This is a genomic window from Jezberella montanilacus (assembly GCF_003003055.1).
GTDB lineage: Bacteria > Pseudomonadota > Gammaproteobacteria > Burkholderiales > Burkholderiaceae_B > Zwartia > Zwartia montanilacus.
The window spans coordinates 240,997-266,500 of sequence record NZ_PVTV01000012.1; the positions used below are offsets into that span (position 1 = coordinate 240,997).

The 25,504-nt window shown below is 50.4% G+C and carries 21 protein-coding genes; 15 read left to right on the plus strand and 6 right to left on the minus strand.

Annotated elements, in window-relative coordinates:
- The first annotated feature begins 8 nt into the window (after positions 1–8).
- Both BCM14_RS07005 and BCM14_RS07010 read left to right on the plus strand, forming a co-directional pair.
- On the plus strand, positions 9–1,109 hold the full coding sequence (locus tag BCM14_RS07005) for an MraY family glycosyltransferase (protein ID WP_106227285.1): 1,101 nt from the start codon (positions 9–11) through the stop codon (positions 1,107–1,109).
- Positions 1,076–2,236, plus strand: a complete 1,161-nt coding sequence (locus BCM14_RS07010) for a glycosyltransferase (RefSeq protein ID WP_259673470.1) — start codon at positions 1,076–1,078, stop codon at positions 2,234–2,236. The genes BCM14_RS07005 and BCM14_RS07010 overlap by 34 nt, the downstream gene beginning before the upstream one ends.
- On the opposite strand, the gene BCM14_RS07015 is transcribed toward BCM14_RS07010, so the two are convergent.
- Genes BCM14_RS07015 through gmd form a run of 3 tightly spaced genes read right to left on the minus strand, consistent with a single transcriptional unit; the run spans position 2,212 to position 5,381 of the window.
- On the minus strand, positions 2,212–3,387 hold the full coding sequence (locus tag BCM14_RS07015) for a glycosyltransferase family 4 protein (protein ID WP_106227286.1): 1,176 nt from the start codon (positions 3,385–3,387) through the stop codon (positions 2,212–2,214). The genes BCM14_RS07010 and BCM14_RS07015 overlap by 25 nt on opposite strands.
- A complete protein-coding gene (locus BCM14_RS07020) occupies positions 3,384–4,280 on the minus strand; it encodes an NAD-dependent epimerase/dehydratase family protein (protein ID WP_259673471.1) in 897 nt (298 codons plus the stop codon). The genes BCM14_RS07015 and BCM14_RS07020 overlap by 4 nt, the downstream gene beginning before the upstream one ends.
- Before the next feature lie 48 nt (positions 4,281–4,328).
- Positions 4,329–5,381 (minus strand): GDP-mannose 4,6-dehydratase, encoded by a 1,053-nt coding sequence (gmd, locus tag BCM14_RS07025; protein ID WP_106227417.1) that lies wholly within the window; start codon positions 5,379–5,381, stop codon positions 4,329–4,331.
- A gap of 110 nt (positions 5,382–5,491) precedes the next feature.
- Here gmd and BCM14_RS07030 point away from each other — a divergent pair, with 110 nt between their 5' ends.
- The 12 genes from BCM14_RS07030 to BCM14_RS07085 all read left to right on the plus strand — a co-directional run bounded on the left by BCM14_RS07030 (position 5,492) and on the right by BCM14_RS07085 (position 20,995).
- Entirely contained in the window at positions 5,492–6,907 is a 1,416-nt protein-coding gene (locus BCM14_RS07030) for a mannose-1-phosphate guanylyltransferase/mannose-6-phosphate isomerase (RefSeq protein WP_106227288.1), read from the plus strand.
- 26 nt (positions 6,908–6,933) lie between these two features.
- Positions 6,934–7,725 (plus strand): ABC transporter permease, encoded by a 792-nt coding sequence (locus BCM14_RS07035; protein ID WP_106227289.1) that lies wholly within the window; start codon positions 6,934–6,936, stop codon positions 7,723–7,725.
- Positions 7,725–8,945 carry an ABC transporter ATP-binding protein gene (locus tag BCM14_RS07040; RefSeq protein ID WP_106227290.1) on the plus strand — a complete coding sequence of 407 codons (1,221 nt, stop codon included), beginning with the start codon at positions 7,725–7,727 and terminating at the stop codon, positions 8,943–8,945. Before BCM14_RS07035 ends, BCM14_RS07040 begins: the two co-directional genes overlap by 1 nt.
- Positions 8,942–10,132: a class I SAM-dependent methyltransferase gene (locus tag BCM14_RS07045; protein ID WP_106227418.1), complete on the plus strand. Its 1,191-nt coding sequence runs from the start codon at positions 8,942–8,944 to the stop codon at positions 10,130–10,132. The genes BCM14_RS07040 and BCM14_RS07045 overlap by 4 nt, the downstream gene beginning before the upstream one ends.
- Positions 10,132–13,803, plus strand: coding sequence for a glycosyltransferase (locus tag BCM14_RS07050; protein ID WP_106227291.1), 3,672 nt, complete (start codon positions 10,132–10,134; stop codon positions 13,801–13,803). Before BCM14_RS07045 ends, BCM14_RS07050 begins: the two co-directional genes overlap by 1 nt.
- A 17-nt stretch (positions 13,804–13,820) precedes the next feature.
- A complete protein-coding gene (locus BCM14_RS07055) occupies positions 13,821–15,518 on the plus strand; it encodes a hypothetical protein (protein WP_106227292.1) in 1,698 nt (565 codons plus the stop codon).
- A 61-nt stretch (positions 15,519–15,579) separates the two neighbouring features.
- Positions 15,580–16,932, plus strand: a complete 1,353-nt coding sequence (locus tag BCM14_RS07060; RefSeq protein ID WP_106227293.1) for a UDP-glucose dehydrogenase family protein — start codon at positions 15,580–15,582, stop codon at positions 16,930–16,932.
- Positions 16,933–16,950: 18 nt separating this feature from the next.
- The gene (locus tag BCM14_RS07065; RefSeq protein ID WP_259673473.1) at positions 16,951–17,886 is read left to right on the plus strand and encodes a UDP-glucuronic acid decarboxylase family protein; all 936 of its coding nucleotides are present in this window, start codon (positions 16,951–16,953) and stop codon (positions 17,884–17,886) included.
- Positions 17,887–17,904: 18 nt separating this feature from the next.
- A complete protein-coding gene (locus BCM14_RS07070) occupies positions 17,905–18,861 on the plus strand; it encodes a glycosyltransferase (RefSeq protein WP_106227295.1) in 957 nt (318 codons plus the stop codon).
- The gene (locus tag BCM14_RS07075; RefSeq protein WP_106227419.1) at positions 18,845–19,255 is read left to right on the plus strand and encodes a GtrA family protein; all 411 of its coding nucleotides are present in this window, start codon (positions 18,845–18,847) and stop codon (positions 19,253–19,255) included. The genes BCM14_RS07070 and BCM14_RS07075 overlap by 17 nt, the downstream gene beginning before the upstream one ends.
- Positions 19,252–19,848, plus strand: a complete 597-nt coding sequence (locus BCM14_RS07080; protein ID WP_106227296.1) for a hypothetical protein — start codon at positions 19,252–19,254, stop codon at positions 19,846–19,848. The genes BCM14_RS07075 and BCM14_RS07080 overlap by 4 nt, the downstream gene beginning before the upstream one ends.
- Position 19,849: 1 nt before the next feature.
- Positions 19,850–20,995: an acyltransferase family protein gene (locus tag BCM14_RS07085; protein ID WP_106227297.1), complete on the plus strand. Its 1,146-nt coding sequence runs from the start codon at positions 19,850–19,852 to the stop codon at positions 20,993–20,995.
- Here the strand turns inward: BCM14_RS07085 and BCM14_RS07090 are convergent.
- The 3 genes from BCM14_RS07090 to rfbA all read right to left on the minus strand — a co-directional run bounded on the left by BCM14_RS07090 (position 20,992) and on the right by rfbA (position 24,571).
- Complete coding sequence (locus tag BCM14_RS07090; RefSeq protein ID WP_259673474.1) at positions 20,992–23,019, minus strand: O-antigen ligase family protein; 2,028 nt, start codon at positions 23,017–23,019, stop codon at positions 20,992–20,994. The two genes, BCM14_RS07085 and BCM14_RS07090, sit on opposite strands and share 4 nt — an antisense overlap.
- Positions 23,020–23,107: 88 nt before the next feature.
- Positions 23,108–23,665 (minus strand): dTDP-4-dehydrorhamnose 3,5-epimerase, encoded by a 558-nt coding sequence (gene rfbC / locus BCM14_RS07095; RefSeq protein WP_106227299.1) that lies wholly within the window; start codon positions 23,663–23,665, stop codon positions 23,108–23,110.
- Between the two features lie 18 nt (positions 23,666–23,683).
- The gene (rfbA, locus tag BCM14_RS07100) at positions 23,684–24,571 is read right to left on the minus strand and encodes a glucose-1-phosphate thymidylyltransferase RfbA (protein ID WP_106227300.1); all 888 of its coding nucleotides are present in this window, start codon (positions 24,569–24,571) and stop codon (positions 23,684–23,686) included.
- Positions 24,572–24,753: 182 nt separating this feature from the next.
- Here rfbA and BCM14_RS07105 point away from each other — a divergent pair, with 182 nt between their 5' ends.
- Positions 24,754–25,503, plus strand: coding sequence for a YdcF family protein (locus BCM14_RS07105; protein ID WP_146129727.1), 750 nt, complete (start codon positions 24,754–24,756; stop codon positions 25,501–25,503).
- Position 25,504 lies beyond the last annotated feature (1 nt).

Below are 25,504 nucleotides of genomic sequence, written 5' to 3' on the forward strand. Positions count from 1 at the left end.
CGCTGCGCATGGCCTACGTTTTAGGCGCGTTTCTCGTTTCACTGGTGATGTCATTGCTTTTGGTACGGCATCGCCGGCTGCGGCTGGCTGGGGTCGATCACGATCTCACCAGTGTTCAAAAATATCACGCCAGTCCCGTGCCGCGCACGGGCGGGGTAGCGATCTTCACGGCGATGATCCCGGTGTTTGCGTTGGCGGCCTTCCGCGACCCTGAGATTTATCCAGACCTGGTGATTTTGTTTGTTAGTGCGCTACCTGTGTTTTTAGGTGGCTTGGGCGAAGACGTTTTTAAAAATGTGCGTGTCTTGGCCAGGCTGGGCCTCGCCTTGGTTAGTGGCGCGCTGGTGTACTGGTGGCTCGGGTCAGCCGTCACGCGGGTCAACGTCTATGGCCTGGATGACATCCTCAAAATCAGCGCAGTCTCATTTGTGTTCACGATTTTTACGATTGCGGGGGCGGCAAACGCCATCAATATCATCGACGGTTACAACGGGCTGGCCACGGTTGTAGCGGCGATGATTTTGGCGGGCCTCGGTTACGTCGCGTTTTATCTTGGTGACCGGCTGATTCTGGTTGCTGCGGTGGGTATGCTCGGCGCGCTCGGCGGATTTCTGATCTGGAACTATCCCCGTGGTTTAATTTTTCTGGGTGATGGGGGTGCCTACTTCATCGGCTATATGATTGGCGCTCTTTCAGTGACCATGCTTGCCAGGCATCCGAACGTTTCGGCGTGGTTTCCCTTGTTGCTCTGTATTTACCCTGTCTTTGAGACCTTGTTTTCGATTTATCGAAAAAAATTCGTGCGAGGGACATCCCCCGGCGCGCCGGATGGGGTGCACTTGCATATGCTGGTTTATAAGCGTCTGGTCAGATGGGCCGTTGGTTCATCCGAGGCGCATCTCATCACCGAGCGCAATGCGATGACCTCGCCCTATCTCTGGGTGTTGTCATCGATGGCAGTCATCCCCGCCGTGTTGTTCTGGCAATTTCAAACCCCGTTGATCGTCTGCACTGTGTTGTTCTCGGTGTCTTATGTGGTGCTTTATCGCACGTTGGTGCTGTTTCGCATGCCTAAATGGTTGGTGGTAAAAAAGAAGAATCGCCAGTAAACATGCGAGTCTTGCACGTACTTAAAACCTTCTTCCCTGATACCTATGGCGGTATCGAGCAGGTGGCCCACACCTTAGCCAGCCATACCAGTCAGAGGGGGGTTGAAAACCGTGTGTTAGTGCTCACACCCGGCAAAACCCGCATCGATATTGACCCAAGTGGTTATGAGATCCGTCGTTACCACCAAGATCTGTATGTCGCTTCAACCGGTTTATCCGCAAGCTTTCTGCTGAACTTTCGCAAAGAGGCTGCTTGGGCTGATGTGATGCATATGCACTTTCCCTGGCCCTTCGCTGACCTGTCATATCTGATGACGGGGATTAAAAAACCATCCATCCTCAGCTATCACTCAGATGTGGTGAGTCAGGTCCGGCTTAATCAGCTTTATGCCCCCCTTCGGGATAAATATTTTGGCAAGATGCAACAGATCGTGGCCGCATCGCCGGGGATCATGGCAAGTAGCCCCGTGTTGCAGCAGTGGCAAGATAAGACGCAGCTGATCACCTACGGGATTGAGCATTTTGAGCAGGGCTCACTGCAAGACCCTGCCGTGTCCAAATGGCGTGATCGTTTTGGCGAGCGATTTTTTCTGTTTTTAGGTGCGCTTCGGTATTACAAGGGCTTGCATATTCTGCTTGAGGCCTTAAAAGGCCGCGATTATCCAACCGTGATCGTGGGCAAAGGGGATCAGCATGATGCCCTCAAAGCCCAGGCCCAGGTGCTTGGCCTTAAAAACCTGCACTTCATTGAGGATGTCACCAACGAGGAAAAGCGTTGCATCATGCGGGCGGCATATGGGTTTGTGTTTCCGTCCCACTTGCGATCTGAGGCGTTTGGCATTGTGCTGGCAGAAGCTGCCCAGCAGGGCACACCCATGATCACCTGCGAGATCGGTACTGGCACGAGTTATGTCAATCAAGATCAAGAGACGGGGTTGGTGGTGGGGCCAAACGATGCGCAGGGTTTCGGCTCAGCCCTGGATCGGTTTTGGCGGGAGCGCGAGCAGGTTAAGGTCTGGGGTGAGGGTGCGTTGGCGAGGTATCAGACCCACTTTATGGCGGATCAAATGGCGGCGCAGTATATGGCGTTGTATCAGCGACTTTACCGACCCAACACTTCGCGGTAAACGTCTAAGGTTCGATTGCTACACGCATCCCAGGTAAAAGTTTTAGCGCGCGCCAGTCCTTTTACTTTTAATTCGCTCACCAGCGCGTCATCGGCAATCAATCTCGTCATTGCTTGGCTGATGGCCTCAACATCGTGTGGATCGATCATCAGCGCAGCATCACCAGCGACTTCAGGTAGAGAAGTGGTGTTGGATGTGATGACCGGAACCTGGGCGGCAAAGGCTTCAATGACAGGCAGACCAAAGCCTTCGGCCAGCGATGGGAAAATCAAGCCGCGTGCTGGCTTGATGACAGGCAATAAATCGTCTGCTGGCACATGCTCTAACCAACGGACTAGACCTGACGGCGCTTCTTGAGCAATCAAGGCTAAAACGTCTTCACACTTCCAACCGGCGCGGCCAATGATAATAAGGGGATGACTTGCCCGCTCGGCAGCGGGCAGCGCCCGATGGGCTTGAATCGCAGCAACGACATTTTTGCGAGGCTGCAAGGTTCCTACCGATACAAAATAAGAAGTCGGGAGTTTGTACTTGTCACGGATGCTTGTCAGGCGGGTTTCAGAAACCTCGTTGTACCAACGCTCGTCCACGCCCAGGGGGATCACGCGTATCGTCTCAAGCGGGATACCGCACCAAGTTGATAACTCGACCTTGGAGTATTCAGAAATCGTGATGACCGAATCGGCCCAGTTTGCGGCTCGTTTCCATAGCGCATTTTTTAGGCCGCGTAGCTTGCCGCTCACCCATTGAGGATGAGAAAGGGGAATCGCATCCATCAAGGTTGCCACCACAGGCACGCGAGAACATTTTGGTACCCAGTGATCAGTGGCGTGGATCAGATCCACTGTCTTAGCAAAATCGCTTATGCCCGGACAACTGAGGCCAGTCGTGGCCGAGAATAAAGCGCTAAGCGAATAGTGACCCAGCGTCATCCCAGGCACTTCTGTCAGGCTAGCGGGCACTTCATCGCCAAAGGCGAAAGGCATCAATCTGATCGGCGCACTGTAGAGCTCAGCATTGCTGGTAACCGTGCCATTGGAAACTGCTTCCATGCGTCGAAGCATTTCGAGGGTGTAGTTGCCAATGCCGTCGATACCGCCACCGGCCATTCCTTTGACAAGCGCTGAGACGCCAAAGCCAACTTTGATCATGATTTTAATGCTGCAGAGTGCAGCATCCAGGCAAGGGTTTCGTGCAAGCCGCGTGGTGCCCACTCAGAGACATATTGTTTTAACAAGCTGTTATCGCCACCGAGCTTGAGCACCTCGTTGGCGCGAACAAACTCTGGGTTGACACGTGCTTCAATCGTTTGACCTGTTAGTTCAGACGCCATTTGCAACGCCCCGCGCAGCGACACCAGGTTGCTCGAGCACACATTGATGATTTGCCCGACTGGCTTGGCCTCAAGCAGCGTTCTATAAGCATGCACAACATCGCGTACGTCATTGAACTCGCGCCAAACGTCCATATTGCCGAGTTCGATGGTGCTTTGCTTGCGCACAAAATGCGAGACAATCTTTGGGATCAAAAAGCTGTCTGATTGGCCGACGCCCGTGTAGTTAAAGGGGCGTGCAATCACAACCGGGATTTTAGGTATCCAAAGCTTGGCCATGTATTCCATTGCCAATTTACTGACAGCGTAATCATTCGCTGGCTCAACAGGTTTTGCTTCGCTAAGTAAGCCTTCTTGCAAATTACCGTAAACATTCGCACTACTTGCCAGCAACACACACGCTAAACCCGCTGCAACCGGTGCCAGGGCTTCGAGCAGATTGCGGCTGCCAACCAGGTTGACGTCGTAAAAAGCCTTGGGCTGGCCATGGCCAACAAAAGCGATCCCTGCCAGGTGCACGACATAGTTTGGTTGGGCTTTAGCGACTGCCTCTTTCAGACTAGGCAGATCCAACAGATTGGCGACTACGCTGCGAGGGTTATCCGACGGGACATCACCGAGTCCCCAGACCTCGTAGCCGTGTTGCTCGAGTTCGCGGGCCATATAGTGGCCAGTGAACCCCTGCAAACCCGTGATCAGTACTCGCTTCAATGCTTGTCTCGATACTTGAACACACCAGTCACCAGCTCATTTGATTGCTTAAAACGAGAACCCGCGCTCGTTGCGCCCAAGATCTGCCACGACCATCATGCGACAAAGTTCTTCAAGCGTCGTTTTAGGGGCCCAGCCTAGCTTAGCCATGGCTTTTTCAGGGTTACCAATCAAAAGCTCGACCTCCGCTGGCCGGTAAAACTTGGGATTGATGCGAACCAGTGTTTTGCCAGACAGTATATCGATAGCGTGTTCTTGCTCGCCGCTACCCTTCCAGTCAAGCGAGATATCAGCCGCTTTAAAGGCCATGGTGACAAAGTCACGAACCGTTTCAGTGCGGTTCGTTGCGAGCACGAAGGTGTCAGGCTCATCGGCTTGCAGCATGCGCCACATGCCTTCAACGTAATCCTTGGCGTAACCCCAATCGCGCTTGGCATCCATGTTGCCGAGTTCAAGCACGTCGAGCTTGCCCAGTTTGATCTTGGCGACTGAATCGGTGATCTTGCGGGTCACAAACTCGCGACCGCGCAGGGGCGACTCATGATTAAACAAAATACCGCTGGTGCCAAAAATCCCGTAGCTCTCGCGGTAATTGATCGTCATCCAGTGGGCATAGAGCTTGGCCACACCGTAAGGGCTACGTGGGTAAAAAGGGGTGCTTTCAATCTGGGGGATGGCCTGCACCTTACCAAACATCTCTGAGGTGCTGGCTTGATAAAACTTGATCTTGGGGTTAACGATGCGGATGGCTTCAAGCAAGTTGACCGGGCCAATGCCCGTGATATCTGCTGTCGCCAGTGGTTGATCAAACGACACGCCGACAAAGCTTTGAGCGGCGAGGTTATAGACCTCAGTTGCGCCAGTCGTTTGCAGCAGGCGAATGCTTGAAGACAAATCGGTCAGATCGTATTCAACCAAGTGCAAGTCGGGGTGCTTGTCGACACCCAGCTCTTCAAGGCGCCAGAAATTCACCGAACTTGTGCGGCGGTAGGTGCCGTAAACGGTATAACCCTTGCCTAAGAGCAATTCTGTGAGGTAGGCCCCATCTTGTCCGGTGATGCCGGTTACGACTGCAATCGTTTTTTGACTTGAATTCGCCACGCTTAAACCCGATACGCTAACAAAAGGGCGATTATACTTGCGGATATGTACTAAAAAGTACAAAAAAAGGTCAAACTCCACCAGTAGCCAATCGAAGACCGACAGACAGCATGAAATTAATCCCAGTAATTTTGTCCGGCGGTGCCGGTACTCGCCTATGGCCGGTGTCCAGAGAGTTGCACCCCAAGCCTTTTATTCGCCTGGCAGACGGCCAGAGCTTGTTGCAGAAGTCATTTCTGCGAGCCATCGCGCTGCCGGGTGCCGTCGAAGTCCTGACGGTGACCAATCGAAACTTATTCTTCAAAACCGCAGACGAGTACCGAGAGACGGGCCCCATCCCTGTGCCCCTGGGCTTTATTCTCGAGTCAGAAGGCCGAAACACCGCGCCCGCAATTGCTGCCGCAGCACTCACCATTCATCAAACCTATGGTCCCGATGCCGTGATGTTGTTTTTGACGGCAGATCACCTGATTGCTGATTTCACCGCCTTTAGCGAGGCCGTTGCCACGGCGATCGAGCTGGCTTTGCGAGGTAAGGTAGCTACCTTTGGGATTAAACCTGAAGCGCCTGAGACCGGCTATGGGTACATAGAAGCCAGCGGTCACGACGTGCTGCGTTTTGTCGAAAAGCCCGATCTGGCCACCGCGCAAGCCTATGTGGATAGCGGTAAATACCTCTGGAACTCAGGTATGTTTTGCATGACGGCTCAAACCGCCATGACCGAACTGGGTGAATACGCGCCAGCGGTATTGAAGGCGGTTGACGAAAGCCTGAAGGTGTCACGCCGTGTTGAGGGCGCAGGCCAATATCAGATCGAACTTGATGCCGCGACGTTTGCAAAAGCCGAAAGCATTTCAATCGATTACGCGCTCATGGAGAAAACCCATCACGCAGCCGTCGTCTCGTGCTCGATCGGCTGGAGCGATATCGGCTCTTGGAACGCGCTCGGTGATTTGATCAAACCCGATGCAAACGGCAACAGCGTGAAGGCTGAGGCCTTTATGCACGACGTCAAAAACTGTTACATCCAGGGCGAAGATCGCATCATCGCGGCCGTCGGCATTGAAAACCTGATCATCATCGATACTCCTGATGCCCTGCTGGTCGCAGACAAAAATCACTCTCAAGATGTCAAGCAGATCGTCGGGCAACTGAAAAAAATTGACCACGAAGCGTATAAGCTGCATCGCACCGTGCACCGCCCCTGGGGCACTTATACCGTGCTCGAAGAAGGCACTAACTTCAAAATGAAGCGCATCGTAGTCAAACCGGGTGCCTCGTTATCGCTGCAAATGCATTACCACCGCAGTGAGCACTGGATCGTCGTTGATGGCATGGCAAAAGTGGTGAATGGTGATCAGGATTTGCTCATTGCCACCAACGAGTCGACCTACATCCCAGCTGGGCACAAACATCGCCTCGAAAATCCCGGCAAAGTCGATCTGGTGATGATCGAGGTGCAAAGCGGCAGTTACCTGGGCGAAGACGATATCGTCCGTTTTGAAGATAATTACGGGCGCGTCTAATGCTGACCACCCATCAAGGTTAAGCGATGCGCATGTTTGCCGCCCTCTGGGGTTACCGGGGCTTTATCTTCGAGAGCGTTAAGCGTGAGTTTCAGAGCCAGTACACCAACGCACTGCTAGGCGCGGTCTGGACGATTATCAAGCCGCTCTCGATGATCGTTGTTTATACGGTCATTTTCTCGCAAATCATGCGCGCCAAGTTACCCGGCGTCGATACCAAGTTTGCATATAGTATTTACCTTTGTGCAGGTGTCCTCACGTGGGGTTTGTTCACTGAAACTGTGAGTCGCTTACAAAACATTTTTCTTGAGCAAGCTAATCTGCTCAAGAAAATCAGTTTTCCCAGGCTCTGTTTGCCCGTCATCGTTGTGGTGAATGCTTTGGTCAATTTCTTGATCATCTTTGGCTTATTCACGGTGTTCTTGATTTTTACAGGGTTATTTCCAGGGATGGCATTTTTATCGCTGATTCCTTTGCTTCTTATTCAGACACTGTTTACGATCGGCTTAGGTGTGAGTCTGGGTGTCTTAAACGTTTTTTTTAGAGATGTCGGGCAATTCTTTTCAGTCGTCTTGCAGTTCTGGTTCTGGCTGACCCCTGTGGTTTATCCCCTGTCAATTTTGCCCGCGACCATGCAAAGCGCCGTTCAATACAATCCCATGACGCCGCTGATTGCCTCGTATCAGCGCGTTTTAGTCGAAGGCCTGTGGCCGAATTGGTTGTCGCTCTGGCCGGTGACGACGTTAGCCGTGTTGCTCTGTGCCTTCGGATTGCGGTTGTTTAGACAGCATTCCGGCGAAATGGTGGATGAGCTCTGATGGGTGCGATTACAGTTACCAATCTTGGCAAGGCTTACAAGCAGTACGCGAATCGGTGGGCGCGGTTGGCCGAATGGATACTGCCCTGGGTGAAGGCTCAATCGACACTGAAATGGGTCTTGCAAGATATCAGTTTTGCCATCCAACCGGGCGAAGCAGTCGGCATTATTGGCATCAATGGCGCCGGTAAAAGCACGCTTTTAAAAATGATCACCGGCACTACCCAACCAACCTCGGGCAGTGTGCATATCACGGGCCGCGTCGCCGCCTTGCTTGAACTGGGCATGGGTTTTCACCCTGACTTCACCGGTCGTCAGAATGCGATGATGGCGGGTCAATTGCTGGGCTTGAGCGGGCAGGAAGTCGAACAACTGATGCCAGAGATCGAGGCCTTCGCTGAAATCGGCGATTACATTGATTTACCGGTTCGAGTCTATTCAAGCGGGATGCAAATGCGCTTGGCCTTCAGCGTGGCCACTGCCAAGCGGCCAGACGTTTTGATCGTCGATGAAGCCCTGTCAGTGGGGGACTCCTATTTTCAGCATAAAAGTTTCGACCGGATCAGAGCCTTTGGTCAGCAAGGGACGACGCTATTGATTGTGTCTCACGATAAGAATTCTATCCAGAGCATTTGCGATCGGGCCATTTTGCTCGATGCAGGGCAACTATCCATGGAGGGTGAGCCTGCCGCAGTCATGGATTATTACAACGCTTTGCTGGCAAAACGTGGCAATGTGACTGTCAAACAAACGACCAATGCCGACGGTAAAGTGCAGACCATATCCGGGACTGGCGAGGTCACCATGGAAAAAGTTTCAATCTGTGACGAGGCCGGGCAAGCAATTGAAGTGGTCGGCGTTGGCCAGCCAATTAAGCTAATCGTTGAGATATTGGCCCATCAGGATGTCCCAGAATTAGTGCTGGGTTATGTCATTAAAGATCGTCTTGGTCAGGCGGTTTTCGGCACGAATACCCACCACCTGGACAATAAACTCGAACGAATTAGCGCGGGTAGCCGGATGACGTATAGCTTTAGCTTCCCTGCGAATTTAGGGGTAGGCAGCTATTCGATCTCAGCAGCCTTGCATACAGCAGATACACATATTTCTCAAAATTATGAGTGGCGCGATCTGGCGGCTGTCTTTGACGTCATTAATGTAGACAAGGGTTATTTTGTCGGTGTGAACTGGTTGCCGCCCATCATGGAGTGCAAGCGATGACAGATGGTTTTTACCGTGCGTTTGAAGACAAACACAGAGGTTCGCTTGAGGTGATCAAGCAAAGACAGCGAGTATATTTGCCGCTGATTGAACCGCTGCTCAAGCAGTACCCAGCGGCACCTGCGATTGATCTAGGTTGTGGCCGGGGCGAATGGCTAGAGTTGTTGGTTGAGACTGGGTTTCAAGCACACGGTATTGATCTCGACGAGGGCATGCTTGCTGAGTGTCGGTTGAGAGGGTTGAACGTTCGCACGCAAGATGCGCTCGCCGCCTTAAGAGGTGTCGCGGACAATAGCCAGGCTGTCGTATCGGGATTTCATTTCGCCGAGCACATCCCGTTCGAAGTGTTACAGCATGTCGTACAAGAAGCGCTAAGGGTTTTGCTACCAGGCGGATTGTTGATTCTAGAGACCCCGAATCCAGAAAATATCCTCGTCGGCACTGCTAACTTCTATCTTGATCCCACGCACGAACGGCCGCTACCTCCTTTGCTGATGGAATTTTTGCCCGAATATTATGGTTTTCATCGGACAAAAATTTTACGGTTGCAAGAGCCGTCTGGTCTGGATCTAGAGCGAGACCATAAGATTTACGATGTTTTTGCTGGTGTCAGCCCTGACTATGCAGTGGTGGCACAAAAAACGGCAACTCCCGAGCTGTTGACGATGGTAAGCCATGCTTTTGACAGAGACTTTGGGATAACACTCGGGTATGCGTCTGCTCGGTATGACGCTCAAGTTAATGATGAGATGGCTGATATCAAGCTTCAGCTCACTCGGGCGTTGCATGATTTAGATCAACGCTACGATAAGCGGGTTCGGCTGGGTGAGGCTCATCAGCAAAGGATTCAAGATCATTTGACATTGATTGAGGCTCGTCGCCCGATACCTAGGGTTAAGCGACTAATTAAAAAGATCATTTTTGCTGTTTTGAGACGAGCGCAGTCTTTTATAAATAGCCAACCTAAGCTGCACAGGTTTTTAATCAAAGTGAGTGAGCGCCTTGGCGTTTTTGACTTGCTTCACAAAATATTAAATTTAGGCAATCAGTCCAACAAAGCTCAGCAAAGTCCGGGCTCAAATGATTTGAATGTGGCTGATGAAGAGATGCTGGCTGATCAGCCTCAAGCCGTCAGGCATCTGTTCAATGAACTGGATTCGGCCATTAAAGAGACAGAGAAGCACTGATGCGTATCGTCATTGACATGCAAGGGGCTCAATCTGAGAGCCGTTTTCGTGGGATAGGGCGTTATTCCTTGTCCATTGCGCAAGCGATCGTGCGCAACGCCGTGGGTCACGAAATTATTTTGGTATTGAACAGTCTGCTGGTCGATACCGTTGCGCCGATTCGTGCAGCGTTTGATGGCTTACTGCCTCAAGAGCAGATTCGGGTGTGGGATGGTATGGGTCCGACGCGCGAGGTTGATCCGTCCAATCACCAGCGGCGTGAGGTTTCAGAGCGAATCAGAGAAGCGTTTATTGAGAGTCTTCAACCCGATCTCGTTTTGATCACCAGTCTCTTTGAAGGTTTGGGTGACGACACGGTGACGAGCGTCGGGGTGTTTGATAAAAAGACCCCGACAGCCGTGATCTTGTATGACCTGATCCCGCTCATCAGCCCTGATAAACATTTTTTGAGCAGCAAACTGCATCAGGATTTCTATCAGCGCAAAATCAATTCATTGCGCAACAGTCATTTGTTGTTAGCGATTTCTGAAAGTGCACGGCAAGAGGCGCTGACTGCACTCCGGTCGGCACCAGCGGATGTCATCAACATCTCTGGTGCCTGTGACGCTTCGTTCAAAAAGTTATCTCTGTCTGCTGACGAGACTGCCGCACTGAAGAAAAAATACGACATCGATCGACCGTTCATTATGTATACGGGTGGCGCAGATGAGCGAAAAAATCTGGTTCGCTTGATTCAAGCATATGCCCAATTGCCGCGCGATGTCAGACAGGCGCGCCAACTGGTCTTCGCCGGCAAAATGCCGATTGATTACACGTCGGTTTTTAGAAAGACCGCAAAAGAAGCAGGATTGCGTGATACAGACTTGATCATCACTGGATATCTCGAAGATCAAGACTTGCTCAAGCTCTATAACTGTTGCGAGCTCTTTATCTTCCCCTCATTACACGAAGGTTTTGGCTTGCCGCCGCTTGAAGCCATGGCCTGTGGGGCGCCGGTTATTGCCGCAAACGCCTCCAGCTTGCCAGAAGTGATCGGGTTGCCTGAGGCCTTATTCGATCCGACCTCGGTTAACAGTATCGCTGCCAAGCTCGAACAAGCGCTGACAGATGATGTTTTCAAAGCCAAGCTGATTGCGCATGGCGATGCGCATCACCAGACTTTCTCATGGGATGCGAGTGCTCGCGTCGCACTGCAAAGTATGGCGCGGTTTGCCTCAGATGACACGACGGCGGCGCCCAGCATATCTCAGCTGGTGATCAATGAGGGGCATTCCCTGGCCGCAGCTGCTCAAGATATCTTGCTGATCAAGCTCGACCACCTGGGTGATTTTATTTTGGCCATCCCAGCCATCAAGAAACTCAGCGCTCGCTATCCTGCTGCTCGAATTGACGCAGTGGTCGGAAGCTGGTGTTTGCCGCTGGCGCGCAGTCTGGGTGTCTTTAATCAAATTTACACTTTCGATTTTTTCAAGCAAAAATCTGCAGCTTCGCCCAGTGCTAATAGCGCCGCGATCAAAGGCTTTATTGAGAAACTGCCAGATCACTACGATATTGCGATTGATTTGAGACGCCAGCCAGATGGGCGCCAACTATTAGTTGCGGTAGGGGCGAGATTGAAGGTTGCTTACCAAACTTTTAATCGTGAGCTCGATCAGCAAATCAATTTATTGTTGCCTTCCGCCAAAGATGTGTCATACAAGAAAACACGCCTGAACGAGCAATCAACTGCCAAGCAAATGCTTGCGCTGATTGACGCGATTCCTGGCCGTGACGACGACTACCTCGCCGCACCTGAATTTGCACGTAAAGCAGACGCTGGGGGTGGGTCGATTGCCGTCTTTCCCTATGCGGGCAATGAGGTCAAAGAGTGGGGGGTTGCCAATTTCAAAGACCTGGTTGGTAAGCTGGCGGAGCATACAGCAGTAGATAACATCCATGTCTACGTGATGAGCGATAAAGAAGCTCGTCCGTTTCTGGCCGAGCAATCGCCCAAGATAAAGATCCATGTTGCCTTGGCTTACGACGCCTTGGTCGAATCCCTGTCTGACAGCAGTCTTTGCATTGCGAATAATTCTTTTGGTGCGCACATCGGTTCATACCTTGGACTCACGGTGCTCGGTATCTATGGCGGTCACGAAACAGTCGCTGAGTGGGCGCCAGTCTTCGGTCGTTCAATCGTTTTGCATACGGCAGAGGAATGCTCACCCTGCCATATCGCGGCTAAAGAACAGTGTCCTTACGGACTACGTTGCCTGACCAAGATTAAAGTGGCTGAGGTCTATCAGAAGGCAATAGAGCTGGTTCAAACGGCAATCCCTGGTTCAGAACCCTCTGCGAGTGCGACTGGTCTGCAGCTTAGTACCGCCAGAAAAATCCGCAGCCAAGGATCAATTGGCCGTGATTTGATTGCATCGATCTCGTCGCTAAATCTTGAGGGGTGGGGCGCGCACAACCGTTTCAGGCTAGCGCAGGCGCTCGCCAGAAATCAAACTGCCCGCGAAGCCAGGCGGATTTGTGTGGATATTTCAATGCTGGTGGCGATGGATGCCAAGAGCGGAATACAGCGCGTGGTCAGAGCGTTATTGCATGCCTTTGTCACTCAACCACCGTCTGGTTTTGAGATATTGCCTGTTTACACGACGCCAGACTATGAAGGCTATCGCCATGCAGCGCAGTTCATGCAGCGTTGGTTAACTCCAACGGATGAAGCCAAAGGGGGCGGTACTCGTCACGAGTCAAGCTTGCGAGACGAAGCTGTGCTTTTTACCGATCGAGATATTTTTCTCGGTTTAGATTTGCATCCATCTTTTGTCCCCGCACGCGAGGTACTGCTGCGGCACATGCGTAACCTAGGTGTGCAGGTTAAGTTTGTTGTCTATGACCTGCTGCCTATCACTATGCCCAAAAATTTTCCGCTGGGGATTGAGGCAGTATTTACGCAGTGGTTCAGCACGGTGATGCAAGCACAAGAGTTGATTTGCATATCCAAGGCAGTCGCGGATGAGATTAAAGCCGATTTTCTACCCAAAGCTGAGGGCTTAAAGCCAATGCGCATCACGCATTTTCAGCTGGGTTGCGATATTGATAACTCTGTGCCAACAACTGGGATTGACGCTGACGCGGAGGTATTACTAAAACAAATCAAAACGTCGACTACCTTTTTAATGGTTGGCACGATAGAGCCCAGAAAAAATCACGAACAAGTGCTGTTGGCGTTTGAGCAATTGTGGTCTGCGGGTGAAGATATCACGCTCGTTCTTGTGGGTAAATTTGGCTGGAACATCGACGGCCTTGCTGAAAAGTTGCGCGGTCACCCCCAAGCCGGTGCAAAACTCTTCTGGCTTGAAGGCATCAGCGATCAATATCTGCAAAAGCTTTACGAGACCTGCGATGCGCTGATTATGGCGTCGGTGGGTGAAGGTTTCGGTTTGCCGTTGATCGAGGCGGCATCCTATGACTTGCCGCTCTTAGCGACTGACCTCGCTGTTTTTAGAGAAGTCGCGGGCGACTATGCCTATTATTTTGATGGGTTCACCGCTCGCGAAATCAAAGCAGGCGTGGTTGATTGGTTAGCCTTATACAAGAACCAAAAACATCCCGTATCGACTGATATGCCGTATGTGACTTGGCAAGAAAGCGCGTTTCAGTTGCTTAAACTTGTACGTCACTAGAGCTTAGGCAAGCATCAATGTTACTTACGCCTTTAGCCAAGACCCAGTCGCTCAGGGCAAGCAACAAACGACTGGCTTGGTTTGAATGGCTGGGCCTTGCCGTCATCTTTTCAACAGGCTTGCTCTGCTATTTGATGCCGACGGTCGGTTGGTTTCAACAAATGCCGGGCGATCTGGTCGATGCGCGCTTTAACAGCATTGTGCTCGAGCACCTTTACCAATGGGTCACGGGTCAAGTATCCAGCCTTTGGAGCCCGCATTATTTTTTCCCTTTCAGAGGGGTGCTCGCGTTTAGCGATAATCATTTTGGCTCAGCCGCTAGCTACATTGTCGCGCGGGTTGCCGGTTTTACGCGTGAGGACGCGTTTTTACTCTGGTTCATCACTGGCAATCTCTTGAATTTTTGGGTGTGTTGGTGGGTATTACGCGGCCTTGGATTTTCACTGTTAGCGTCCGCGATCGGGGCTTTCGTTTTTGCGTTTGCCTTACCTGTGTTGCATAAAGAAAACCATGCCCAGTTAGTCTATCGCTTTGCTACGCCATTGGCGTTCGGTGCTTGGTATCGCGCCCTGTCTAGCTTTCGGCTAATCGATCTCGCAAAGACAGGGCTATGGTGCGCCATGCAAACGCTCTGTTCGATTTATTTAGGTTTATTTCTCGTTTGTTTGTTGTCGGCGATGTTTGTTGCTTATGTTTTTTGCAGACTGCTTTCAACACGGCCTCAAGTGCCAGTCAACCCACCACCACGATGGATCATCACTATCGCGTGGTTCGTCTTGGCTGCGCTGGCGGTCTGCGCGGCTGCGCTGGTTTTACGTGAGTACCAGAAAATTGCCTTGATGTACCATTTTTCTCGGACGCTTGAAGACATCAAACCAATGTTGCCAAGGCCGGCAAGCTATTTGGCGGGCGATGGGTCCCAGCTCACTGGCTGGATAGGTAAACACTTTACTGATATCCCCGTGCGGCATGAACAACAGTTGTTTTTGGGCATAGGGCCTTTGCTGCTGGGCCTGGCCGGGTTGACCTATTGCTGGTTAAAAAAAATCAGACCTGATACCTGGGGCGCCATACTTTTGGTTGGACGCGTTTCAAGCATCGCCTTGGCCATGCTGTTTTTTCTTACGCTGTCCGTTGACGGCCATTCCTTGTACTTAAATGCAATTGAAAAATTGCCCGCTTTGAGATCGATTCGCGCCGTATCCAGAGTCGTGCTGGTCATGATGATGCCCGTCGCCGTGCTTGTCGCGCTACCCATGCAGGCATTACTTGAATCGCGAGGACCTCAATTGGCCAAAATAATCCTCGGCCTATTGGTGGGCTTTGGGGCGACCTGTGAAGCGAGCCATTACAACTTTTTGCACGTTGCCAAGCAGGATTGGCTGGACAGAAGTCGACACCTGTCAGACTTGATCACTCAACCGCTCGAGCAAGACAATATTTTGTTCTTAACGGCTGACAGCGAAGAGACGTATTTGCTGACAGAAGTTGACGCGGTCATCTACGCCCAAGATCACCACTTGAGAACCATCAATGGTTACTCGGGGAATATCCCCCCGGGTTACCGTTACCCTGATCCATGCCTGGCGCCGAGTACAAGGATAGATGGCTACTTCAAGTATTTTTTGCCAGATGATGAGCTCAGAAAGTCATTGAATGACCAAGTGAAGCTTGTATCCAGCAGCGTTTGTGCTCGATCTGAAGGTATTAAGTAAACCACGCAGTCGCTATAATTAGCCTTAGGTATTGAATTTACACAAATCAAGTCTGGTCCTTATGAATATTTTAGTTGTAGGTGCAGGTTATGTCGGCCTGGTCACCGCTGCGTGTTTAGCGAACAAAACAAATCGAGTGGTTTGTGTAGATACCGACCCCAAAAAGCTAGCCAAGCTAGCGTCGGGTCAAATACCTATTTATGAACCCGGTCTCAAAGAAATTGTCGATGCTGCGGTATCGAACAAATATCTGACTTTTGAGCTAGGTATCAAGGCTGGCTTGACCAAGGTCGAGTCTGAATCCACCGAACCTACGCTAGTGTTTATTGCTGTGGGTACACCGCAAGGCGAAGATGGCTCAGCTGATTTGCGGTATGTTTTAGCGGCCGCCCGCGAAATCGGCCAACAGCTGACCCAACCCGCCATTGTGATCAACAAATCGACCGTGCCAGTTGGTACTGCAGAATCGGTCAAAGGCGAAGTCGCGTGGCAGTTGTTTCAGCGTAAATGCTTTATTGAGTTTGATGTTGCCAGTAACCCAGAGTTTCTGAAAGAAGGCGCTGCAATTGAGGACTTCTTCAAACCTGATCGCATCGTCATTGGCACCGATAATGAAAACACCAAAGCAAACATGCTTAAGCTGTATCGCCCCTTCGTGGATGACGAAAAGCGGCTGCTGACAGTGGGGGTTAAAGAAGCTGAGCTGATTAAGTATGCATCCAATGCGATGTTGGCTACCCGCATCTCTTTCATGAACGAGATTGCCAATATTTGCGACCGTTATGGCATTGACGTCGAAGACGTTCGTCAAGGCGTGGGTATGGACAGTCGGATTGGCCCAGCCTTTCTGAAAGCAGGTTGTGGGTATGGTGGTTCTTGCTTCCCTAAAGATGTCCAAGCGCTGGTGCGGATCGCGCAGAGCGTGGGCGTTGAGCCGCTGGTTTTAAACGGTGTCGAGTCGCGCAACAAAAAACAGAAGCAATATTTGTTTGAGCATATCGTCGCCAAAATGGGCAAAGACCTCACTGGCCGCAAGATCGCCGTTTGGGGCCTCGCTTTCAAACCCGAGACCGACGATATGCGCGAAGCATCGTCTATCGATTTGATTCGTGCCCTGTGTCATGCCGGGGCACAAGTCGTCGCCCACGACCCCGTCGCCAAAGAGGTCGCTGAACAAGTATTTGCCGATCTGATTCGCAATGGTCGTTTAACGCTGGTTGATCATGCCATGGCTGCGACTCAAGACGCTGATGCGCTGGCACTCGTGACTGAATGGGCCGAATATAAAACAGCAGACTTAGATGCTTTGAAACAATCGCTCAAAGCCGCCATTGTGTTTGATGGGCGCAATCATCTGAATCCAGTCGTCATGAAGCAGCACGGCTTTCATTATGCCGGCGTCGGCCGTGTTTAAACCTTGTCGCAGATGAGCATGAAAAAGATTCTAGTTACTGGTGGTGCAGGTTTTTTAGGCTCACACCTTTGTGACCGGCTGACCGCTCAGGGGCACCGTGTCATCGCGCTTGACAGCTTTTTCACGGGCAACCGCAGAAACGTCCAGCAGTTGCTCGGTCATCCAAACTTTGAAGTGATCGAGCACGATGTGGTTGATCCAATCCACATTGATGGCCTGGATGAGATCTACAACTTAGCCTGTCCAGCGTCACCTGTTCATTATCAGCATGATCCCGTGCACACCATGAAGACGTCTGTCTTGGGTGCGTTAAATATGCTCGAACTCGCGCGCAAGTCCAACGCGAAGATATTTCAGGCCTCGACTTCAGAGGTCTATGGCGATCCGATTGTGCACCCCCAGCCAGAAGGTTACTGGGGTCATGTCAATCCCATTGGCATCCGCAGCTGCTACGACGAAGGCAAGCGCGCGGCTGAGACTTTGTTTTTTGATTATCACCGCCAGCATAAGCTTCGCATTCGCGTGGTCAGGATCTTTAATACCTACGGCCCACGCATGGCCGCAGACGATGGTCGTGTCGTGAGTAACTTTATCGTGCAAGCCCTGCAGGGCAAAGACCTAACCGTCTATGGTGAGGGCTCGCAAACGCGCAGTTTTTGTTATGCCGATGATCTCGTCGAAGGCTTTATCCGTTTGATGAACGCTGATGATGCGGTCACGGGACCGGTCAATATTGGCAATCCTGGCGAATTCACGATGCTTGAGCTCGCAGAGCGTGTTTTAAGACTAACGGGATCTCAGAGCAAGCTGATTCATTTCCCCCTGCCTGAGGATGACCCCAAGCAGCGTCGCCCGGATATTTCGAAAGCAAAAGAGTTGTTGGGTTGGGTACCGACGGTGGCGCTAGAAGAAGGCCTGGCTCGCACCATCGCGTACTTTAAAACCGTGCTCTAAACCAAGCGGCCAACACTCATGTCTTCATACACTCCGGATCAGCCCTTCGCTGTCGTTATGCCGGTCTACGAAGATCGTGAGGCCTCAACCCGCCTTTTTCAAACCTTAAACGCTCAGTACGGTGATCGACCTTACGTGGTGGTGGTGGATGACGGATCAGTGAGGCAGCCGGTGCAAATCGAAGCAATCGAAGCCGCCGGATTGAAAGGAGTCGTGATTTCACTTAAACGTAACGTCGGACATCAGCGCGCGATTGCGCTGGGCTTGAGTTACGTTGCAGATAAATTGCCCGATATGAGCTTTACCGTCGTGATGGATTCTGACGGTGAAGACACACCGGAATCGATTCGAGAGTTGGTCGCGCCCTTGCAATCACCTGATGTAGATGTCGTGGTCGCCCAACGCAAGAGCCGGATCGAGACGTGGCGATTTAAAGCCTTTTATGTCGTTTACAAAGCCCTGTTTCAGTTGCTGACAGGGCGCAAAATTAGCTTCGGCAACTATATGGCACTCAAACCTAATGCGGTGAAACGTCTCGCTGCTATGCAAGAGCTTTGGACTCACGTCGCTGGTTGCACCTTGACCTCTAAGATGCGTATTGCATCGCAATTGATTGACCGAGGGCCACGCTATGCCGGTCAAAGCAAGATGAACTTTGTGGGGCTCGCTTTGCATGGCTTCAAGGCCCTCATGGTGTTTGCTGAAGACGTTTTGGTGCGTGTCGGCATCGCGTGCGCGTTGATCGCAGCATTATCCGTTTTGGTCAGTTTTTTGGCTATTACCCTCAAGCTCATGGGTTTTGCGACGCCGGGCTGGTTCTCGGTGGCACTGGGCATACTGATGCTGGTGTTTATGCAGACGGGTGCGCTCACCTTAATGACCTTGATGTTGACCGGTATTGTTCGCAGTGGGACAACCAACCCCGTGGACTACCTTGCCTTAATCGATACGGTTACACATGCTGAGCAGACTTAATCGCGAGTCGCTTCTAACGCTTGTTCAACCAGCCAAGTTTCTTATTAACGGTGTTATTGCAACCATCGTGCACTTTTCAGTGCTCACCTTTTGTTTAAAAGTGCTGCTTTGGCAGTCAGCCGGCCTGTCGAATATGATGGCCTCTGTTTTTGGCATCATCGCATCGTTTTTGGGTAACCGTTATTTTGTATTTAACAACTCGGAAGAGCCGGTTCAAAAACAGATCGCTCGGTTCGTCACTTTATCAGTGACGCTTGCTGGTGTGCATTTTTGTGTCATGTATGTGTCTACCGATATTTACGGCACCGATTACCGCTTAAGCTTTTTACTCGCCACGGTTATTCAAACTATTTTGAGTTTTCTTGGCAACAAAATCATGGTGTTTAAAGTATGAAATACCTCAAACTGATCGTCGCCACCGCCATATACGGGGTCTTGTTACTCGCGATCTATTACGCACACATTGCGTATTTTAAAGTCAATGTTTTGTTTTATAGCTCGATCATCGATGCTGTTATTGCAGCGGCTGTGGCTATCACTTTGATTGTCACCATCAAATGGTTTAGGGTATTCAGTTTGTTTGAAGGCCTTCAATTGCTGTGTATCTGGCTGCTGTTGGGCTATTCGTTTGCGATCTCAGTACCAACGGTGATTGATCGTTCTCTATCCTTTTACATCCTAGAAAAAATCCAGCAACGGGGTGGCGGGATTAAGTTCGACGCTTTCGATCAAGTCTTCACCAAAGAGTATGTCAAAGAGCATCGCTTGGTCGACGTACGCCTTACCGAGCAGCAGCAGTCCGGTACGATTGCGATCAAAGACGGTTGCGTCAAGCTAACCGAACGTGGCAATACGATTGCCACGGCTAGTCGCTACTTCAGGGCGCATTTTCTGCCTAAGCAGAGGCTGTTGCTGGGTGAGTACTCTGATGCGCTGACCGATCCCTTCAGAAACAGCAGCACTCAGATGGATTACACCTGCAACTGAGATGATACAGCGCCAATCAGATCAGTATTCACATCTTGCGGCGCTTGACGGGTTTCGTGCTGGTCTTGCCTTGTGGGTCTATACCGGTCATCTGGCCAAAGCAGTTGGATACTCAAATAAACTGCTCGCCTTGCATCCCCTCGCTGTTGATTTGTTCATGGTGTTGTCTGGATTTTTGATGGTGCACACCTGGAAAGGTCGGCACGGCTACGATCAACTGTTTGGTGTGACTGCCATCAAGTTTTATATCGCACGCTTATTCAGAATCGCACCTCTCTACTTTGTCTTGCTCGGGGTTTGTTTCCTGCTGGCAGATCCGCTGGCAACGATGCACGATCAGATTGAGACTATCTTCCCGCCTCCCTGGATAGCTGATAAGGCGAATTACCACCCGGTGACAGCCTGGGCGGTCACGTCCCCACACTGGTGGCTGGCGCATCTTAGTTTTGCTTATGGTGCTATCCCGGGAATGCAGTCAAGCACCCCGCTACCGGACTGGAGCCTCTCACTTGAGATGCAGTTCTACTTATTGTTTCCCTTGCTACTTTTTTCGTTTCGGACCAAGAAATTGCAAATCCTGCTTGTAGCGGCGAGTGTCGTTTTAGCTTTGTTGAGCCCGAGATTATTAGGTAACTATCTTGATGCGGGTAGCTTGGCACATTTTGGGCAACCCAGTTTTATTACCTACAGACTTAACGCTTTTGTCGCTGGTATGGCCGCAGCTAACTGGCTCAGGCACCATCGCCAGACAGGCAACAGCATTACAAAGACCAGTGTGTTTTATATACTGCTCGGTCTCGTTTGCATTGCGCCCTTGACCAAGCCAGTTATCTTGCTTTACGGTATTTTCTTTATCGTGATCTCAGGCGCGCAACCTAAACTTAATCGCTGGCTTAGTGGGCGACCCTTGCATTTTCTTGGCGAGATTTCTTATTCTATTTATCTGGCCCATATCTTTGTCGTGACCGGATGTGTGTATCTTCTGATTCAGAGCGAGGGCTATTTAAACATCGCACCCGGACTTCGGTTTTTAATTGCGCTGACCGCCACCGCGCCCTTTGTGTTCGGGACTTCTTATATTTTATATCGATGCGTTGAATTACGCGGTATTAGCTTCGGGCGAAAGTTTGTGAAGCGCATCAGCTAATCGGTATTGATATCGATACCCTCAATTTGTACACCGAGGCGTCGGCTATCTTCGTTGATTCCTAAGTTTCTGGGAATAAAGCATCGTTCAAGTGTGACCGACAGAATTTTCTGTGAGCGCTTCAACAAGGAGTCTGCAGGTACTTCCATCGTGAAACTTCTCGGCCCAGCTTGCGTCAAGCTAAAAGACTGTGACGACAAGAGTGTGGAATTCAGGTCTCGCAAAGAAAATTGCATAGCCAAAGGACGTTGATCAAGAATCAGTTGGTTGGGCTTTAAATGAATAGTTACCGACGTGACATCGTCCGTAAGCGGCAGTTCGAATAGACCCGCGGTCCATCCGTCGGGATCTACTGGTCGATTTTTATAACACTGGGTGTCAACAGTGAACGGGAATTGAGCTTGGGCGCTGTATGTCATGATCCCTATGACCACTGCCAATACGCCCAGTCCTGCACATAGGCTCGCGCTCGCTAGGCCTTTAAGTGCCCTACTCGGCTTTTCGTTAATCGATTCGTTAGTGCTCAGAGTAAACGAGTCGTTCTCTGCCTCTGCATAGACATACATCAAAGCTAACATACTTGCAGCGATGAGCAAGGTCTCTCGGACTAATAACGAGTGCGCGAAGATGTTGCCAATCAAGATAGCACCCAAACCGATCGCTGCTGGAATCAGTGCCCGTCGATTTTGGGTAAGAACGATTGGATAAATTAGGAGAATGCCAAAGACGATACCCCCAACGAGACCGGTTTCAACGAGTGTATGAAGGAAATAGTTGTGTCCATTTTCGCCATTTTGCTGAATGCTTAAAAAGAAAGAGTGAGTTAGATCGTGATTTGCAGACTGTCGATAATATTCACCCTGGCCCATGCCAAATATTGGGAACAGAGAAAACATTTTCAAACCCGCGGCATACACCTCGGGGCGATAAGAGAGCGCAAGGTTAAATGCAGCCAGATCCCTCACCCCAGCAAGTTGCAGACTACTCTTGATGAAAGCGAGCCACGATTCGCTAAAGAAGAGGCCGCCTAATAAAAATATGAATAGAGTTGCAACGCACCCTAGGACAATTGGCCAAAAATACTGGCGATGCCTATTTAACCAGCAGAGCAAAACCAATAATTGCGTCAGCAAAGCAAGCGCAAAGGTAGCTTTTGATTTGCTTAAAAATAAAGCGACCCAAGATAAGGGAATTACCCCTAAGACAAGAGCAACGCGCAAGGGTAGATTTTTTGACCAGTAGATCAAGCCCCAGAGCCCAATTGCCCCAATCAGCATTTGGCCAGCAAACGAATGAATATCATCTTGAAAACCGAGGGCCATAAAGCCGAAGCTTTCAGAGCGAAAAAGCATTTGAACTGCGGTAAATCCGATACCGTATAGAGACTGTCGAATCCCAACAATTGCGGCCATCACCAGTGCCACAATCAGAGGGATAAATAAGTAATACTCTCGCTTTTTAAGTGCCTTTAACAGTGGGACGAGTAGCGCAATGAATAAAAATGCACAGCCATACACTGCCCAGTCGAAAAGCGGACGAAAGTCATCGTGCCAGTCGAGCGAGCGAAGATGAAAAAGGTTGTAAACCAGAATGTCGAAGCGGAAGAAAGAAGACGTTTGTTTTAAATTTCTGGCAATCGCGACGATTGCAGAAAACGTGACCAAAAGCATAGCTAAGCCCACCGGCCAAGGCATTGCGATCGTATCGCGCCAGAATCGCCGTCGCCAGATGCCATTGATTAACGTCCCAAGTGCCAATCCAGCCACTAAGTCAAGACCCGCGTTGTGTACAGGCAGTATCCGCCCATAACCAAAATATTGTTGAATCTGCCACGCAAGCTTAGGCTGCAAAGGCAGGGCAAACATGACACCGATCAAACCGGCACGGGGGCTGACAAGGCTCGTTGCAAATGCGCAAATCAGGCCAAGAGCAGAAGTGGAGATCCGATATTTTGGATCGAGACTGACCAAAGCGGGATATTGATTCAGGATAATCAGCAACCCAGCGGTAAGGGCTATGATCAATCCAGCACTGCTCACGATTGGTTTCAACAGTGCCAGAGGGTGAAGCTTGAGAGAATTCATTCGTAGATAGAGGTTAGTGACGTCGTGCCTACATGTGCGGAAACTGATCGGCTTGCGTGAGCGATGCTCCGTTTTGGTCCTTAGTTGTGAGAATCGGCTCAATTTCGAGAGGCCAATCTATACCAACTGTAGGATCGTTCCAGGCTAAACAGCGCTCGGCCTGAGGTGAATAGAAATCAGTCGTCTTATATAAAAAATCGGCTTGATCGCTCAATACTAGAAACCCATGCGCAAATCCGGGTGGTATCCACAACTGCCGTTTATTTCTCTCGTCCAGATAGACACCAGCCCACCTACCGAACTCTGGGTGATTACGCAGTAGGTTAACTGATACATCGAATACTGCCCCTCGAACGACACGAACCAATTTGCCCTGAGGTTGTTCTATCTGATAGTGCAACCCCCGCAATACGCCCTTGCTACTTTGGCTGTGATTGTCTTGAACAAACGTGACATCAAGACCCGTCGCAGCGGCAAAATCTTTCTGATTGAAACTTTCAAAAAAAAAGCCACGCGAGTCGGTAAAGACTTTCGGCTCTAGTACAAGCACCCCTGCTAACTCAGTTTTACTAACAGTGTAGGGCAATGGAAGCTCCCAGTATCATTACAGGCTTGGCTGATCAATGAGTTTTAGCAGATAGCGGCCGTAGTTGGTTTTCTTTAATGGATCAGCCAGGCGTTGAAGTTGTTCGACTGATATCCATTTTTGTCGGAACGCAATCTCTTCTGGACATGCAACCTGCAAGCCTTGTCGCTTTTGAAGCGTAGCGATAAAACTTGACGCTTCGAGCAAGCTATCGTGCGTGCCTGTATCCAGCCAAGCGAAGCCACGACCAAGTATCTCAACATTGAGTTGGCTCAAATCAAGGTAGCGTTGATTGACGTCAGTAATCTCTAACTCACCTCGTGCGCTCGGATTAATGCTTTTAGCAATTTCGCAGACTTGTTCGTCATAAAAATACAAACCGGTAATTGCATAATTGCTTTTGGGCTTCAACGGCTTCTCGGCAATACTGACAGCGCGAAATGTTGAATCGAACTCAACTACACCATAGCGTTCTGGGTCAGGTACGTGATAGGCAAAAACTGTCGCCCCGTGATTGGCTTGGCTTGCATGTTTTAGATTCTTGACCAGGTCATGACCATAGAAGATGTTGTCCCCAAGCACGAGTGTGCTCGGATGTCCGCCAATAAATCGCTCACCTAAAATAAACGCCTGGGCCAGACCATCCGGACTGGGTTGCACCACATATTCAATATTGAGCCCCCATTGGTGCCCGTCGCCAAGCAATGCTTCGAATCGTGGCGTGTCTTCCGGTGTCGATATCAATAGAATGTCGCGAATGTTCGCCAGCATCAGAGTCGACAAGGGGTAATAGATCATTGGCTTGTCGTAGATCGGCATCAATTGCTTAGATACGGCCTTGGTCGCCGGATAGAGTCTCGTACCAGCCCCGCCAGCTAAAATGAGACCCTTTCGTGTTTTTGTCATGTTGGATCGGCTAAGACGTTATGAATACCAAAAAACCATTTCAATACATCAGAAACGATGAGACTGAATAGGTCACAATGACCGTTTGCGCATTATAGTGCGAGGCTTCGACTGTCCGTTGCCAAGAAAGACGCAGTGGCAACTCGAGTGAAAGGCTCTATTTCACCGGATGCGAGACCCCATTGATTTACGCCCATAAAATTCTCCCTTTATTTTTTTCACCACTGTTCGTCGTTTTTATGTTGCTGGCGTTGAGCATCTGGCTGAAACGCAGGGTATTGGTCGCGATTGCCTCGCTGACGCTTTACCTGACCAGTATCCCGATCACAGCCTTTACTCTGATCAATTCGATCGAACAATATCAGCTTAAGCTTACTGTCGATGATTCGCCCCAAGCAGATGCGATTGTCGTGCTTGGTGGGATGATTGATTGGGTCAAAACTACTCACGGCGTGGCCCCAGAGTGGGGTGATCCAGATCGATTTTGGGACGGCATTGCACTCATAAAAGCTGGAAGAGCGCCAATGCTTATTTTCACAGGAGGCAAACTTCCTTGGCAATTAGGTGATGAAACGGAAGGACAAGTCCTTAAGCGTTACGCCATCCAAGCACAGGTCCCAGAAGAAAAGATCTTGGTCAGCGATCCTGTTGAAACCACTCACGATGAAGCAAAAGCGATCGCCAAAATGCTCGATCCGATAAAAAGCCGAATTATTTTGGTGACGTCTGCCTTTCACATGCCACGGGCAAAAGCGTTATTTGACGATCTCGGCTTTGATGTATTTGCCTACCCAGTTGATTTCAGGGCAAGCGGGCGACTCGATTTGTATACTGCTTTTTTGCCTAACCCCAGCGCTTTGGCAACCACAGACTTTTGTATTAGAGAGCTACTTGGAAGAATGTATTATCGAGTTAATACCATTTTGCGTTGAG

Excerpts from the sequence above, each read along its gene's own strand:
- BCM14_RS07030 (WP_106227288.1), top strand. The coding sequence starts at position 5,492 with ATGAAATTAATCCCAGTAATTTTGTCCGGCGGTGCCGGTACTCGCCTA.
- BCM14_RS07035 (WP_106227289.1), top strand. The coding sequence starts at position 6,934 with ATGCGCATGTTTGCCGCCCTCTGGGGTTACCGGGGCTTTATCTTCGAG.
- BCM14_RS07055 (WP_106227292.1), top strand. The coding sequence starts at position 13,821 with ATGTTACTTACGCCTTTAGCCAAGACCCAGTCGCTCAGGGCAAGCAAC.
- BCM14_RS07085 (WP_106227297.1), top strand. The coding sequence starts at position 19,850 with ATGATACAGCGCCAATCAGATCAGTATTCACATCTTGCGGCGCTTGAC.
- BCM14_RS07010 (WP_259673470.1), top strand. The coding sequence starts at position 1,076 with ATGGTTGGTGGTAAAAAAGAAGAATCGCCAGTAAACATGCGAGTCTTG.
- rfbA (WP_106227300.1), bottom strand. The coding sequence starts at position 24,571 with ATGACAAAAACACGAAAGGGTCTCATTTTAGCTGGCGGGGCTGGTACG.
- BCM14_RS07075 (WP_106227419.1), top strand. The coding sequence starts at position 18,845 with ATGCTGAGCAGACTTAATCGCGAGTCGCTTCTAACGCTTGTTCAACCA.
- BCM14_RS07040 (WP_106227290.1), top strand. The coding sequence starts at position 7,725 with ATGGGTGCGATTACAGTTACCAATCTTGGCAAGGCTTACAAGCAGTAC.
- BCM14_RS07050 (WP_106227291.1), top strand. The coding sequence starts at position 10,132 with ATGCGTATCGTCATTGACATGCAAGGGGCTCAATCTGAGAGCCGTTTT.
- BCM14_RS07080 (WP_106227296.1), top strand. The coding sequence starts at position 19,252 with ATGAAATACCTCAAACTGATCGTCGCCACCGCCATATACGGGGTCTTG.
- BCM14_RS07005 (WP_106227285.1), top strand. The coding sequence starts at position 9 with ATGGCCTACGTTTTAGGCGCGTTTCTCGTTTCACTGGTGATGTCATTG.
- BCM14_RS07065 (WP_259673473.1), top strand. The coding sequence starts at position 16,951 with ATGAAAAAGATTCTAGTTACTGGTGGTGCAGGTTTTTTAGGCTCACAC.
- BCM14_RS07070 (WP_106227295.1), top strand. The coding sequence starts at position 17,905 with ATGTCTTCATACACTCCGGATCAGCCCTTCGCTGTCGTTATGCCGGTC.
- BCM14_RS07060 (WP_106227293.1), top strand. The coding sequence starts at position 15,580 with ATGAATATTTTAGTTGTAGGTGCAGGTTATGTCGGCCTGGTCACCGCT.
- BCM14_RS07045 (WP_106227418.1), top strand. The coding sequence starts at position 8,942 with ATGACAGATGGTTTTTACCGTGCGTTTGAAGACAAACACAGAGGTTCG.
- BCM14_RS07015 (WP_106227286.1), bottom strand. The coding sequence starts at position 3,387 with ATGATCAAAGTTGGCTTTGGCGTCTCAGCGCTTGTCAAAGGAATGGCC.